The 14,615-nt window shown below is 55.5% G+C and carries 9 protein-coding genes and 1 pseudogene; 2 read left to right on the top strand and 8 right to left on the bottom strand.

The genetic code is table 11. The features are described 5' to 3' along the window. Window positions 1-285: 285 nt before the first annotated feature. Window positions 286-2,127, top strand: a complete 1,842-nt coding sequence (gene ilvD, locus AC2ISB_RS02785; RefSeq protein ID WP_486576023.1) for a dihydroxy-acid dehydratase — start codon at window positions 286-288, stop codon at window positions 2,125-2,127. A gap of 101 nt (window positions 2,128-2,228) precedes the next feature. Here ilvD and AC2ISB_RS02780 read toward each other — a convergent pair whose 3' ends face one another. The 4 genes from AC2ISB_RS02780 to AC2ISB_RS02765 all read right to left on the bottom strand — a co-directional run bounded on the left by AC2ISB_RS02780 (window position 2,229) and on the right by AC2ISB_RS02765 (window position 4,873). Beyond that, window positions 2,229-3,614 (bottom strand): nucleobase:cation symporter-2 family protein, encoded by a 1,386-nt coding sequence (locus tag AC2ISB_RS02780; RefSeq protein ID WP_339109290.1) that lies wholly within the window; start codon window positions 3,612-3,614, stop codon window positions 2,229-2,231. Window positions 3,615-3,781: 167 nt separating this feature from the next. After that, window positions 3,782-4,186, bottom strand: a complete 405-nt coding sequence (locus AC2ISB_RS02775) for a DUF6691 family protein (RefSeq protein ID WP_406720446.1) — start codon at window positions 4,184-4,186, stop codon at window positions 3,782-3,784. After that, window positions 4,186-4,614 (bottom strand): YeeE/YedE family protein, encoded by a 429-nt coding sequence (locus tag AC2ISB_RS02770; protein WP_339109288.1) that lies wholly within the window; start codon window positions 4,612-4,614, stop codon window positions 4,186-4,188. Before AC2ISB_RS02770 ends, AC2ISB_RS02775 begins: the two co-directional genes overlap by 1 nt. Window positions 4,615-4,753: 139 nt before the next feature. Next, window positions 4,754-4,873 carry a hypothetical protein gene (locus tag AC2ISB_RS02765; RefSeq protein WP_486576020.1) on the bottom strand — a complete coding sequence of 40 codons (120 nt, stop codon included), beginning with the start codon at window positions 4,871-4,873 and terminating at the stop codon, window positions 4,754-4,756. A 30-nt stretch (window positions 4,874-4,903) separates the two neighbouring features. Here AC2ISB_RS02765 and AC2ISB_RS02760 point away from each other — a divergent pair. Continuing rightward, a pseudogene (locus AC2ISB_RS02760) lies at window positions 4,904-5,443 on the top strand (integrase core domain-containing protein); the annotation flags it as partial. A gap of 305 nt (window positions 5,444-5,748) precedes the next feature. On the opposite strand, the gene AC2ISB_RS02755 reads toward AC2ISB_RS02760, so the two are convergent. The 4 genes from AC2ISB_RS02755 to AC2ISB_RS02740 form a co-directional block, all read right to left on the bottom strand. Further along, complete coding sequence (locus AC2ISB_RS02755; protein WP_486576018.1) at window positions 5,749-9,621, bottom strand: glycosyltransferase; 3,873 nt, start codon at window positions 9,619-9,621, stop codon at window positions 5,749-5,751. A 349-nt stretch (window positions 9,622-9,970) separates the two neighbouring features. After that, window positions 9,971-11,320: a hypothetical protein gene (locus AC2ISB_RS02750; RefSeq protein WP_486576016.1), complete on the bottom strand. Its 1,350-nt coding sequence runs from the start codon at window positions 11,318-11,320 to the stop codon at window positions 9,971-9,973. A gap of 13 nt (window positions 11,321-11,333) precedes the next feature. Next, window positions 11,334-12,251: a sulfotransferase family 2 domain-containing protein gene (locus tag AC2ISB_RS02745; protein ID WP_486576014.1), complete on the bottom strand. Its 918-nt coding sequence runs from the start codon at window positions 12,249-12,251 to the stop codon at window positions 11,334-11,336. Window positions 12,252-12,773: 522 nt separating this feature from the next. Then, on the bottom strand, window positions 12,774-14,567 hold the full coding sequence (locus AC2ISB_RS02740) for an SGNH/GDSL hydrolase family protein (RefSeq protein WP_486576012.1): 1,794 nt from the start codon (window positions 14,565-14,567) through the stop codon (window positions 12,774-12,776). Window positions 14,568-14,615 lie beyond the last annotated feature (48 nt).

Raw genomic sequence — 14,615 nt, 5'->3', positions numbered from 1 at the left:
CACCACCGGCCTAATCCCCGCGTGATGCCGGATACCCGATGGCGAGTAACGGACACTCAGCCCCGCCGCTGCCACGGGGGGCCTTTGGGTGCCACCCTTAGCTGCTCGCGGGGGTGGCACCTCTCCTCGCGAAACTTTCTTTCGCGGAGTCCCTGCAGAACGAGGCATTACAAAAGCGGATGGCTGTTTTGCCTGTTCTTCCGTTGCCGGTTGCGCTAAAGCTGCGCTCCGAAAGCAGGGGCGCATGCGCCCTCGAAGCCATTGCCCAAAGAAAGGGAGCAGCCAATGCCCTATTATCGTTCCCGCAGATCGACCCATGGCCGCAATATGGCGGGCGCGCGCGGATTGTGGCGCGCAACCGGCATGACCGATAGCGACTTCGGCAAGCCGATCATTGCGGTCGTCAACTCCTTCACGCAATTCGTCCCCGGCCACGTCCACCTGAAGGATCTGGGTCAGATGGTGGCCCGCGAGATCGAGAAAGCCGGTGGCGTGGCAAAGGAATTCAACACCATTGCGGTCGATGACGGGATCGCGATGGGCCATGACGGCATGCTCTATTCGCTCCCTTCGCGCGAGATCATCGCGGATTCGGTGGAATATATGGTCAATGCCCATTGCGCCGATGCGATGGTCTGTATCTCCAACTGCGACAAGATCACCCCCGGTATGCTGATGGCCGCAATGCGCCTGAACATCCCCGTGGTCTTCGTCTCGGGCGGTCCGATGGAAGCGGGTAAGGTCACCATCAATGACCTCGAAAAGGCCGTCGACCTTGTCGATGCGATGGTCGTGGCGGCGGATGACAAATATACCGATGAACAGGTTGACGAGTTCGAAAAGAACGCCTGCCCCACCTGTGGCTCCTGCTCGGGCATGTTCACCGCCAACTCGATGAACTGTCTGGCCGAGGCGCTGGGTCTGGCGCTGCCGGGCAATGGCTCGATGCTGGCCACCCATGCCGACCGTAAGGAGCTGTTCCTTGAGGCCGGTCGCAAAATCGTCGAGATCACCAAGGCGCATTACGAAGACGAGAAGCCCGGCTTGCTGCCGCGCGACATCGCGACCTTCGAGGCGTTCGAAAATGCCATGTCGCTCGATATCGCGATGGGCGGCTCTACCAATACCGTGCTGCACCTGCTGGCGATCGCACATGAGGGCAAGGTCGATTTCACGATGGATGATATCGACCGTCTCTCGCGCAAGGTGCCGGTGCTGTGCAAGGTCGCGCCCGCCAAGCCCGACGTGCATATGGAAGACGTGCACCGCGCAGGCGGCATCATGGGCATTCTGGGCGAAATGAACCGCGCGGGTCTGATCCATGCCGATTGCCGCACCGTGCATTCGGAAAGCATGGCAGAGGCGCTGGCCAAATGGGATATCGTCACCTCGAATTCCGATACGGTCGACGCGTTCTACCGTGCCGCCCCGGGCGGCGTCCGCACGACCCAGGCCTTCAGCCAGTCGAACCGCTATAAGGAGCTCGACCGGGATCGCGAAAACGGCGTGATCCGCTCGGGCGAGCATGCCTTCTCCAAGGATGGCGGCCTCGCCGTGCTCTTCGGCAATATCGCCCTGAATGGCTGTATCGTGAAAACCGCAGGGGTGGATGATTCCATCCTGAAATTCTCCGGTCCGGCCCGTGTGTTCGAAAGCCAGGACGACTCGGTCTCGGCCATCCTCACCGGCAAGGTCAAAGAGGGCGAAGTGGTGATCATCCGCTTCGAGGGGCCGCGTGGCGGACCGGGCATGCAGGAAATGCTCTACCCCACCTCCTACCTCAAATCCAAAGGTCTGGGCGCGAAATGTGCGCTGCTGACCGACGGGCGCTTCTCGGGGGGCACTTCGGGCCTGTCCATCGGCCACGTCTCGCCGGAAGCCGAAGAAGGCGGCACGATCGGTCTGGTGCAGGATGGCGACCTGATCGAGATCGACATCCCCAACCGCACCATCAACCTCGCCGTGGCCGAAAGCGAACTGGCCGCCCGCCGCGAGGCAATGGGGCCGCTGCCATGGAAACCCAAAGCGCCGCGCAAACGGGCGGTCTCCACCGCGCTCAAAGCCTATGCAATGCTCGCCTCCTCGGCGGCCAAAGGCGGCGTGCGTATTCTTCCGGAAGACCAGTAACCACAGGCGCCCGCAGGAGGATCGGCCAAAGGGCCGATCCGACATATCGCGCAAAACCCGCCCCTCGGGCGGGTTTTTCCGTTTAGCAGAACGGCCGCATCCTATTCGGCGGGGCTATGCAGTTCTGCATGGTCGCCCTCCCCCGCTGGCTGGTCCACCCTGTGCTCGGGCAGGATCAGGGACAGCAGGATGGCGCTCAGCCCCGACAGGGTGATCGGCGTGGCCACAACCTGTTTCAACAAGACCGGAAGATGCTGCGTCGCCTCCGGCACCAATGTCACCCCGAGCCCCAACCCAAAGCTGACAGCCATGATATAGACCTGACGCTGATCCATCGGCTGGCTCGCCAGAATACGGATACCCGCCACCGCAATCGTGCCAAACAGCACAAGCGTCGCCCCGCCAAGAACCGGCTTCGGGATCAGCGTGAACACCGCCCCCAGAATGGGAAAGAACCCGAGGATCACCAGAATAGCGGCGGCATAAAGCCCGACATACCGCGAGGCCACGCCCGTCATCTGGATCACCCCGTTATTCTGGCTGAAGGTCGTATTGGGGAACGTATTGAAAATCGCCGCCAAACCGGAATTCACCCCATCGCCCAGCACCCCGCCCTTGATGCGTTTCAGATACAGCGGCCCCGCGACAGGTTGCCCCGAAATCACCGAACTTGCCGTCAGATCGCCCGAGGTTTCGATCGCCGTCACCAGATAGAGAAAGGCCACCGGAACGAACAAACCGAAATCGAAATCCAGCCCGTAGCGGAAGGGAATCGGCAGGGCAAAAACCGGTGCTTTCGCCAAAGGCGCCAAGCTGACCATTCCCAGCCCCGCTGCAACAAGCGTCCCCACGACGAGCCCGATCATGATCGCGCCAATCCGCAACATCGGCTTGCCAGTGAAGGTGCAGATCAAGACCACCGCCGTCACAATCGCCCCCAACAGAAGGTTGACCGGTTGCCCCAGATCCTCGCCCGCCATCGCCCCGCCCGCAAAGTCGGTAAAACCAACCTTCACGAGGCTCAGCCCGATAATGGTAATGACGATGCCGGTGACCGTGGGGTTAATAATCCGCTTCAGCCGGTCCATGAATTGCGACAGCACGATTTCGACCAGACAGCCGACAAGGCACAGGCCGAAAATCATCGCCAGAATATCCTCGGGCGTGCCACCACGGGCCTTCACACTCATCCCTGCAGCAAGGATCGCCCCGAGAAAGGCAAAAGACGTACCCTGCAGGCTCAGAAGCCCTGATCCAACCGGCCCGATCCGTCGGCATTGGATAAAGGTCGCGACCCCCGAGACGAAAATCGCCATCGAGATCAGGTAGGGCACCTGCTCCCCCAACCCCAGAACGCCACCAATCACCAAAGTCGGCGAGACAATCCCGACAATCGCCGCAAGGATGTGCTGGAAGGCGGCCAGAGCTGCGCGCGCCGGTGGAGGACGGTCCTCGAGCTTGTAGATCAGGGAGACATGGTCGGCCATCTTGCGCTCCTTTCGAGGGATAGTTTCCCCGATTGGGCGCCGCAGACCGGTCAAAGGGAAGCAAAGCCGCCACAACCCTTACGCGCATCGCGAAAAGACCCGAAAACTTGCAAATAAAATAGGCGGACCGCTCGGGCCCGCCCAAAAACAGATCGCCTCGGAAAGGTTCAGGCGAGGCGGCGTTCGATCGCCATACCGGCAAACATCGCGACCACAAAGACCAGCCCGCCCCAGCCGCCATAGCTGAGCGAGGCCATCGCGGGTCCCGGACAGAAGCCGCCCAGCCCCCAGCCCACACCAAACAACAGCGCCCCCAGCACAAGCTTGCCATCCAGTCTGGTCGAGGGTTTGCCCGGGTAGGCCTCGCCCATTGGCGAGGTCTTGCGTTTCGCGGCAACCCGCCATGCCACGACCATCGGCAGAACAGCCCCGCCCAGCACAAATATCAATGTCGGATCCCATGCGCCAAACACATCCAGAAAGCCGCGCACTTTCTGGGTGTCGGTCATGCCCGAGACCATAAGCCCCAATCCGAAGATCACCCCCGACAGCAACGAGACAAGAACACGCATCAGATCACTCCCAGAAGATGACGCGCCACAGCCACGGCAATCATGCCGAAGCCGACATAGACGCAGGTTGCAACAATCGAACGCAGCGAAAACCGCGACATACCGCAGACGCCATGTCCCGAGGTACAACCATTTCCAAGCCTCGCCCCGAACCCGACCAGAAGTCCGGCCACAATCAACACAAGAAAGTTGCCGCTCGCATGTGTCTCCGGCGCGCCCCAGACAAGCCCCACAAGCGCAGGCGCTCCAACAAGCCCCAAAGCGAAGGCAACCCGTTCTTTGAAGACCTGCCCGCCCGGCTGCATCAATCCGGCAAGGATACCGCTCGCCCCCATAATCCGCGCATTGACCAAGAGCATGACCACGGCGGCACCGCCAATCATCAAGCCCCCCAATAGCCCCCAGATCCAGTCCAATGGCACGCTCATCCCGGCCTCCATATCGCCAAGCAAAACTTCAAGACGATATGTAGCACAACACATTCTATTTTCAATATACGAATGCGCTTGAAAACACCGTTGAGCTTTCTGAGCTATGCCCCATCCCTTGGACAGGATCTGGCGTAAATTACGCTATTCGTTGTACCTGCTGATCGGGTTGGTTGATATCATTTCTCTGCCAACAGACCAGCACCGGAGGCTGGCCGCCCAGGGCTGAATGCGGGCGCTGGTGGTTATAGAAGCTCATCCAATTCCGGATAGCCGCCTTTATCTCCGACCCAGCGCACGCTGGTCGCTCGATTTCGTCCACGACCAGTTCGCGGGCGGCCAGCGCTTCCGGGTGCTCAACGTGGTCGACGATGTCACCCGTGAATGTCTCGCGGCAATCCCGGATACGTCGATCTCGGGGCGCCGTGTCGCGCGTGAACTCACGGCCCTGATCGGGCGTCGTGGAAAGCCCGGCATGGTTGTCAGCGACAACGGAACCAAACTGACCAGCAACGCCATTCTGCGATGGTGTTCCGAACACAAGGTCGAATGGCACTACATCGCGCCGGGCAAGCCCATGCAGAACGGTTTCGTCGAAAGTTTCAACGGCCGGATGCGTGACGAACTGCTCGACGAGACCATGTTCTGCAATCTGGCTCATGCCCGTGTTGTGATCGCAACTTGGGTCACAGACTACAACACCGAGCGTCCCCATTAGGCCCCAGATTACCAGACCCCGACTGACTACGCGCGGGCCCTGACCACCGCAATCGCCCGCCCCGCTGCTCCAGAGGAAAGCCCCATGGCCGGTCAGTCGGGCCACAGCTGAAGACAAATCATATAGAAATGACTCTAGATCCACAATTTCTGGAAAATCGTTTAGAACCAATGAGCGTTGGTAATTTCATAGAGGCCTCGGAAGATCGAATGACCTTATGAGGCCTCTTAAATCGTTCAAAGAACCGCTACCCTTTATGGTCTTTGTCGCATCGAGATTTCTTGAAGCTGGATTACTCGAACACGGCCGTCAAAAAACAGGCAATATTGATCAAATCTTTTTTCTTCATCGCCCCCCCCCGAGTAGAGCCGCCTCACCCTCGAAAGAAAAAAGCAGCCGAATTGGCTGCTTTTAAATCACCCCTTGGCCCAATTTTTGTAAAGCTGGGCGAGTTCATCGACCTGCTGCTCAACGCTTCTCAGAACAGGCTTAACTTGAGGGGAATGTCGGTAGCGCTCCGGATCCTCGTCAATCTTCTGAAGCGCGCCACGCACGCCTGCAGCGGTCTGGACTTCGACCACAAATCCATTTTCACCCTCAATAACATCAGAGCCAATCGCACCCTGATCAGAAGCAACAACCCAAGCTCCTGCAGCCAATGCTTCCCGAGTGACCAAACCGTAGCTTTCTGGCCAAGTAGATGGCGCCATCAGCACGTCGATTTGCGCGTACAGCTTTTCAACCTCATCCTGCGCAAACTTGCCGCGTCGAATAACCGGAGTGTTGCCCCAAGTCTCTTGAATCTCGATGTCAGGCGACAATGCGTGATCGATCACGAGCAGCTCGAGATTATCAAAATCCGTCGTCAAAAGCGTATTCCGCACATGGTGATAGCCTTTGTGCCGGCTAGCTCCACCAATATGGGCCAAGCGCACTCGGCCATTCTTGGACGGTACTTTCACAACGTTCGGCAGGTTCGAGACACCATTCTCGACAACATGAAGTTTTTCAACTCCCGCGCCAGCAACGACACGACCGAACGCCTCGGAAACGGGCAAGATAGCCGCAGCGCCAAGAAGTGCGCGGCGCAAGCCCTGAGCACGTTCAGGAAGCTCTGACACGTCTTTCTTGTAATCGTAAAAACTGGCGTTGCCGGCGTTATCCAGCACAAACTGGTTTTTCGAGATCCACCAGGCATCATGCATTGTGATCACGTAAGGAATCTGTCGCAAACGAGCCGCATGAACAATGGACGTCGTCAATCGCTGGATACAATGGAAATGAACGAGATCCGGTTGGACCTTATCCAAGATTTCTTCGAACGCCGCGCCCATTTGCTCGTCGGTGATCGGATGATCAACATTGGGGATATCCGGCGTCGCGATCGCCCACACCCGCACACCGTCGCGCGCGTACCGCTGCACCTCATATCCCTTGCGTCCGCCCTCATAGGTGCAGATCACATCGATCTCGAACTCATCGCCATATTTCTCGCGCAGCACCCGAACATTGTCATGCACGACACGGGTCGCCCCACCAATAGCCTGCGGTGGATAGAAAACGTTCACGATAGCAATGCGCTTTTTCCGCATAGATGACGGTCGGACAGCCTCAAAGATGCTGCGCAGATTTTCCCCCATTGCCGGGAGAGAATACTCCTTCAGAACCGCCTCACGCGCAGCGGCACCGACGGAGGCGCGAAGGGCCTTATCACCTATCAAGCGATCCAGAGCTTTCGAGAAATCTTCGGTCGTTTCACAGAGGAAGCCCGTTTCACCATTAACGATTTTTTCTTCATGCGTCCGGGTCGCGCTGACGACGGACGGAGTGCCAAACATAGCAGCTTCCATCCACTTGATCTCGCTCTTTGCATCCGTCAGCAATGAGGGCGAGAGAATGGAGAGATTGATGTCAGCTTGCGCGACAAGGCCACAATACTCCTCAAAATCCCATACAGGCTTCAGCATCTTCACGTTATGCTTTTTCAAATCCAAGTGATGGAACTTGTCGAAATATCCGATCAAGTGGATCTCGATTTTACGCCCATATTTTCGCGCCATTTCCGCAAGCGCTGGCTCGAGAATTTCGTGGAAATCCTCTTTATGCGCTTTTGTGCCAGAACCATAGAACAGGACAATCGGACCATCGGCCTTTTTCGAAGCCATTTCATGGTCGGCAATCGCGAGCATATGCAATCGACCTAAAGCATTTTGATGCTCAAAGACTTGACCGCTGCGTACCTTCTTAGCCATCAATTCGCGCAGCGTGGCTGTGGACGCGATGCCATATTCACATAGCTCCATTGCGCGCTCGAACAGGGGCACGCCACATGCCATAGCGTCATATTCGCGCCGGGTAATCTGGTTCGCGTAACTTTCGAAACTCGGGGGGAAATGTGCGGTATCGAATACGATATCGTCGATTTCATAAAAAGTCGCCAAGCCTGCTTGGCCGGCCTGAACGATCGCATCCATGATCTGAGGGAAAGCAGGAACTCTGAAGAAAATCACCGCCTGGAACCGGTCCAAGGCACCAAGAAAATCATTCAAGTCATTGGAAGGCGAGAACACCTGAACTTCAAAGCCCGCCTCACGCAGCTGCTCAGCCTTTTGATCAACGCGGTAGAGCTTGCATTGATAGAGATCCTCGTTGCCAACCAACGCAACACTACGGATAGGCTCGGACCGCGACGCATAATTATGCTCGGGATTTGGGCGATAGCTTTGAACAAGATGACGCAGATCAGCTCGTGCTTTGTCCAAGCCGAAAACCTCTGCTCGGTCCGCGATCGTGTCCCAGAGTTTCCAGAAGCCATCTGTCGCAAGCGCTTTATGACGATCACGCATGACGATGTCATGCTCGATCTGAAGCGCGCTCTTTTGGAGAACTTCTGCGGCCTCATCAAATTTACCCTGCTCAATAAGCAGTTCCGTGAGATTGAGTGAATTCCAGCCGTTTTCTCGCACGATCGGAACTTTGCGTCGATGCTCGCGTGAAGAAGGCCCCTGATCCGTTCGCTGCAATAGGTCAGCCATCGCCATGTTGGCCTTGACGTGATTGGGGTTTTCCTCAAGCACCAAACTATACAGCCAACGCCCAGCGAGTGGGTCCCCGGCAATGACTTTGCGATCGCCAAGATTTCGCACGAAACTCTGGCTCAGACGACTCGAAAGGTCCATCCACTCAACGCCCGGCTTAGGATGATCCCGCAGATGTTCGAGAACCTTCCGTCGTGTCGAATCTCTGTCTAGCCCCTCACTACCCATGACAAAACGGTCAAGCTGCGAAAGAACTGTCATAGGGATGAATGACCCGAAGATCAACTTACCGAAACGCGCGAGGTTGGGCGCATCATCATGCATGATTCCGAAGCTTAACCAATACCGATAAAGGGATTGGCTTTCGGTGAAACCTTTGGAAATTTCGCTCAGAGAATGGTATGATTCTGCGTAGAACGCAGGGTCGAAGACAAGGTCAGGGCTAACCGGCAGAAGGTCTTTCCAGCCCGTTTCGCAAAATTCCTCAATAGCCTTAGAACGAGAGAGCGGAGCCGTGAGAAAGCTTCGTTTTTTGCTCACACTACAGCTGTAATCTTCTTCAAATAGGTTCGCGAGAATAGGTGCAAAACCGTTGATTACGAACAGCTCAGCCTCATTCATGGCATAGAAACCTTGTCCCTTCTTCTTCCGCAATACCCTAAGAGCCTGCGGACCGTTCAGATCTTCGGAGATATCCACGCCATAAATTTCACGGACGAGTTCAGGGCTCCAGACCTCAGGAAACCCATTTTCCCCACGCTCTAAACCGAACTCCAGAAAGTGAAGTGCGATCGCATTTTGATCGAAGGTAAACTTCAAAAGCTCACGGTTTTCGACTGCGTAGCTCGGGAAATTGAAACCAGCATGAAGCCAGTCACTACGGGGATGAGACTTTAAAAGACCCGAAAAATCTGTACGCCGCGACGTTTTCAGACCAAACAAGGCTCGGCACTGCTCCCCTACCTCAGCCGTAGTTTTGTGCACGTCCTCACCTAGCATGCGGCTTTTATTATGACTCAGTCCAGAACCCTCATCAAAAACCCGACGGCACTCTTCCATGCCGTAAGATATAAAATGCTGCAGTGCGGACGAGTGGCGCTCGACTGAGTCGCGAAGCACTTCCGCAACATCTCGGTTGAATCTAAGATACTGCTCCGCATCAAAGCCCGGTAGATTGATTACAGTCTCGCTTTTCCTGCCTGCCCCCTCGCGCCCCAAAAGTTTACGAAGCGTAGAACTCATAGCTTTCATTTATAACACCTCATCAAACCGTACTTTCGCGAGCTCAAATTACTCAACAATTTTGAACCAACACACAGCGATGCGCTCCATTACCAATTTATAACTCAGCAAGCTGCTGCATACCGCACCCCTGCCGCCTTAATGGACCTACTATCCATACAGGATCGAAATGCTTGTCAGCCATATAGCACACAACTCAATTTCGGGGCACTCCGCTCTCTAATTTTTTCACAACACATTTCAAGACTTAACCTGAATGAATTATATTTTATTCGATACAACTTTGAGTTCTTACAATGTACGCTACCAAAACAACAAACCCACCACATCGAAGTCCCTAGACATCGGTCTCGGCTTGCTACCTTAAAAGTAGTTTATCGCTTGTTCCTGGACGTGTTTTCTTCCCTAGCCACTGATCAGCCAAGGAGCCAATATCTAAAACTATTCCGCCATTCTTTTTAATTGTAACGCCATACAGCTTTCCAAGTATACCGCCGGCAATCAAAACCACCTCTCCGGTGAAATCTTCCAGAGATAACTTTCTCTGCAACTCTGAGTAAAAATCTGGGAAATGAGGCTCGAAACCAACGTCATGCCCAAGGTGGCTTTTGGAACCAACCTCTCCGGGGATCAAGATGGTTCTAACCTCATCTAACCGGAATACATCCTTCAACAAATTGCCAAGATCTCCATGACAGGTAATAATGGTCATTTTGTTAATTTTACTGAATATTCTCCGATATGAACCTTTCAAATGCAAATCTCTGGCGATAGTAGCGGAAGCTAAATTACGCCGTTTCGACATTTCAGCGCCCCTATTTGCACTATACAGGCGATAAATATTAACAATCGAAGGGATGCCTGAAAGGCTTCCGAGCTTAAATGCGTTGCAAAGCCACGCTTGCCCCGGGATAGCCGCGACATTGGCAAGTCTCGCGGCATCACTAATCCTACCCGCCTCTTCTTTAAAACCATTTTTTTCCCAAGGAAAGTCATGTCCAAACCACATAGCCATGCGATTTGATCGCATGTAATGATATAGATGATGGTAATGCATTTCGTCCGCTTCATCCATCTCGACAAAAGCTCCTTCCCCGTCTCCCAATCTCATAAGGAGAAACGGTTCTTTCTTTTCAATCGATTGAATAATTTGGCGCTCAACGTCCACCACATCGGCCCAAGTGTTTTGCTTTTGGATGTCTTCCAAAAGCTGTCTTGCAGCCTCGAGCGAATAACGTGAAATAAACTCTCCAAATTCTGCGATCTCGGAAAGCTTAGCCGAAGCAACTTCTGACTGATAATAATTTGCTCCTAAAAGCGCCGCGTTGTGTAGGCCACCACAATGCAACATATGGAAATGATTTATTAAATTATCGCTCGCTCTATTTGCATCTTCACATATAACTGCACCAGCATAGCACTCGGAAGCATCCAAATGGCGACCCTGCAGACGATTTATCAGTGCTAATTCGGCATAAACGACTTCATTCTGCAGCGGCCTCTTTCGAATGTGGCTTGCAAGTATCTTCTCAGCCAACGGAATGTATCCATTCTGACGAAGAAAAATTGCCTTTTTAGCCAACTCTAGAGGATGAATATTTGCTTCGACTTCGTTTAACAAAATCTCAGTAATATCTTCCAATCTTTCGGGCGAAAGCTGCAGTTGAAGATCTGCCAGACTGATCAGTGGGTCTCCAAAACGCTTCAATTTTAGCCCCCCCTCACACGCTCAAGCTATCTTTGTACGCTTCGTAATCCTGCGCAAAAAGATGCCTAAGAGGCTCAAAGGCGACCCTGCACTCACCCTTAAGAGTTTTATCCATTTTACCAACCATAGCATTTTCTATGATGAGGTCTTTTCCGTAGATTGTTTCCAACTTGCTCTTTACTTCTTGAATGTCGTTTATTGTGTAAACTCGATCCATCGAAGCAACTGCGCCCTTCAGATAGCCATGCATTTCATCCGTATGGTGCCTAAAATCCATAAACATCTGGCGATATTCATCGTAATTTTTTGCGACAATGCGGGGACCCGGAACTGTTGGGAGTCCGTTGTACAGGTCCCGCCCAGCGGCCTCTTTTTTTAGAGACCCTTGCCGGACATTAGTCATGTAATAAGAAACTATACGATCTATCGGATCACGAACGATACAGAACTTAAAATAGTTACTGTAGCGTGATTGCAGTTCTACTGTTTCAATGATTCGATACATCTCCGGATGACGAAAATGTACCAGTTCACCATAGTTTTTGGAATAAATCCCTTGTGTGAAGTAGTTCTTTACCGTTGAAGAACCACACTTCGGCATCGGTATATATAGCGTTTTACGCTCATCATCAACAATAGCAGAAACAGCCTGCACATCTGACAAGATCAAATTAGAAACATGCAATTTTTTTCGCTGGAAGAATATACCATTCGCGATTTGCCTTGCTGTATGAAAGTTACCAGCGACATAGTGACACTGAATTAACATTTCAGCCAAAGAGGGATCTGAGCCAATTTCTAAAGCAGTATCCAACTGCTGAATAGCGGCTTCTATATCTTCGTGCTGAAATCGTAGTTTGCTGATGGCTTCGGCCAACGACAACCTACCTTTCAGGTAGCTATGGCTAATGCCCTTAATAAGCCCATTCATAACCAGCTCTATCCTTTAGAAATGATCACCATTTCTACCCTTCGTAAAAAACTTTGGGGGTTAATGGAAGGAATAATAGCATTAACCAGTTACAGAGGGGATAGGTGACCCTGCTTCATGTCCGCCTCCGCCCCGAACGTGAATAGCGCAGGGAGCCAACCGACTCTTCTTTTCCTTCCCCCTCACGCGGCGTTACGCACCTAGATCACACCGTCACAGGCGTATCCCGAGAGCCCCCCCCCCCCGCACGAGCTCCAGCGGGCCCGTCGCGTCCGTCGCAAACTACGCCAAGACAAAGCTTGCAGCGGTCAGTGAGAAGTCAATCTCAATGCCTAGGTTTTCGCTACTGAACTCGTCTAGAACGTTCAGTAGCCGAAACTGACAACTGTCGCCGAACCTAACCTTTTAGATAGGTTTCCAAGATATACCGAACCATGCATATAGGCAGCCGACATAACGAGTGACTTGGTTCGTATATATCGAGTTTCAGGGGAGCCAACCGGCTCCCCTTTTCCTTTCCCCTCACGCGGCGTTGCGCACCCAGAGCACACCGTCATAGGCGTAGCCCGACAGGAGCGTCTGCACGAGCTCCAGCCGGCCAGTCTCGTCCGTCGTGAACTGCGCCGAGACGATCGAGGTCGGGTCCGCCGTGCCGCTATGCTCGACACTGGTGCCGTCCGATCCCGTCCAGAGCGCATTGGTCACGCTGGTCGATTTGCGCGAGGCCGTGAAGTCGATATCGAGCACCGTGTTCGGGGCCGCATACAGCTCGATCTTCACCGCCTGCGCGGTGTTCCACGAACAGGACCGGCGCGTGAACTCGATGTAATCCAGAGTGCCCTGCCACTCGGCGTTCCCGTCCGCACGGCCCGTCGAGTTATAAAGCACCGCCGCCCCGGTATAGGTGCCCTTCGCCGTCAGGCCCCCATAGCTGCCGTCGTAGTTCAGCACCTTGTCGGCAGGCCCGTCAAAATAGGCCCCCGTTTCGGTGAAGCTCAGCCGGTGACAGCCATGCACGATCTGCGGCGAGATCAGCACGAAGGCGTTGATCGCGGGCGCGGTGACCTCTGGGGCGAAATCCGCCCAGCCGAAGCGGACCGCCTTCCGGCTGCCCCTGACCAGCGGCGCCAGACGTTCGGCAAACCAGCCGCGCAGCCGCTCCTGCCCGTCCGCGTCCGGATGCACGATGTCATCGGTCTCGAAGAAATGCGCCCGATGCGCATAGACCCAATCGTTGAAGCAGGTCACGGCGGTCATGTCATCGTAATACCCGTCGAACAACGTGCTCTTGGCCGCCAGCAGCTTCGCCTTGAGCCAGCTGTTGTAATTGGCCGCGGTCGAGACCGCATCGGCCTTGGTGGTGACATAGGGCGTGCGCCAGCTGATATCGGACCAGAGCACCTGCCCCGGGCGCGTGGCGATGACCGCGAGCATGGCATCGACCTCGGCCTCGAAACCCGCCTGATCCTGAGCATTGGTCGCGTTATTGCCGCCCGCATGCAGGCAGAACAGCGTGTCATCGCCGGGATAGGCGTCCAGTGCCTCCTGCAGAAGCGGCATGACTTGGGCCACCGTATAGCCGCCCACCGCGCGGCAGCGGACCTCGACCCCCGGCGCGCCATTGGCCGCCAGCTTGGCCTCCATATCGGCCCAGTTACCGCCAGACGGGTCCTCGGCAAGGCTGGCCCCGCCGAAGGTGCGGTTCATGATCGAGGCCCCGACAAAGACGAGCCGCTTGAAGCGCTTGCGCCCCGCCGGACGCCCGCCCAACGCCCGCAGCGGGCGCGACACCGGCCCCGCCCCGAGCGCGTTCACCGCCCGCAGCTGCAGCAGATGGCTGCCGGTGCCAAGCGCCAGCGTGTAGCTGCCGCCCGCCACATCGGGCAGCGCGGTCCAGCTGATCCCCTGATCGAGGCTGTATTCCAGCGCGGTCAACGGGCTGCCGCCATCATAGGGCGCGACCAGATCGAGCGTCACCTCGCCCTCGCCCGCCCCCGGCGCAAGCCGTGCCTCGCGCACCGGCTGCGGCAACAGCACCCCCGCATGCGAGACGCTGGCCGCCCCGCCCATCAGCCCCCAGGCCCAAAGCGTATCGGCCCCCGCGATGCCGGGAAACAGCGTGGCGATCTCCACATCGCGCAGCGCCCCTGCCGGAAGCCGCTGCGCCCCCGCAAGGCTGCGCGGTGCCTCATCGCCCACACCGGCCAGCAGGTAGATGTCGAAGCCGCCCGAGTTCTGCACCCGTGCCGCCTGCGCATCGGCCCGCATCAGCGCGACAAATTCGCCCGCAGGCAGCGGGAAGGTATAGCTGACCATAACGGTCCTCCTGTTCTGAAACGGATAGAGCCGGCGCGCGATCCGCCC

The sequence above is a fragment of the Thioclava sp. NS-SX20 genome (assembly GCF_057380695.1).
Note: the sequence above shows the minus strand (reverse complement) of the source record. Positions and strands in the feature narration are given on the sequence as shown.

Excerpts from the sequence above, each read along its gene's own strand:
- AC2ISB_RS02775 (WP_406720446.1), bottom strand. The coding sequence starts at position 4,186 with ATGCGTGTTCTTGTCTCGTTGCTGTCGGGGGTGATCTTCGGATTGGGG.
- AC2ISB_RS02780 (WP_339109290.1), bottom strand. The coding sequence starts at position 3,614 with ATGGCCGACCATGTCTCCCTGATCTACAAGCTCGAGGACCGTCCTCCA.
- AC2ISB_RS02745 (WP_486576014.1), bottom strand. The coding sequence starts at position 12,251 with ATGAATGGGCTTATTAAGGGCATTAGCCATAGCTACCTGAAAGGTAGG.
- AC2ISB_RS02765 (WP_486576020.1), bottom strand. The coding sequence starts at position 4,873 with ATGAGCTTCTATAACCACCAGCGCCCGCATTCAGCCCTGGGCGGCCAG.
- ilvD (WP_486576023.1), top strand. The coding sequence starts at position 286 with ATGCCCTATTATCGTTCCCGCAGATCGACCCATGGCCGCAATATGGCG.
- AC2ISB_RS02770 (WP_339109288.1), bottom strand. The coding sequence starts at position 4,614 with ATGAGCGTGCCATTGGACTGGATCTGGGGGCTATTGGGGGGCTTGATG.
- AC2ISB_RS02755 (WP_486576018.1), bottom strand. The coding sequence starts at position 9,621 with ATGAAAGCTATGAGTTCTACGCTTCGTAAACTTTTGGGGCGCGAGGGG.
- AC2ISB_RS02740 (WP_486576012.1), bottom strand. The coding sequence starts at position 14,567 with ATGGTCAGCTATACCTTCCCGCTGCCTGCGGGCGAATTTGTCGCGCTG.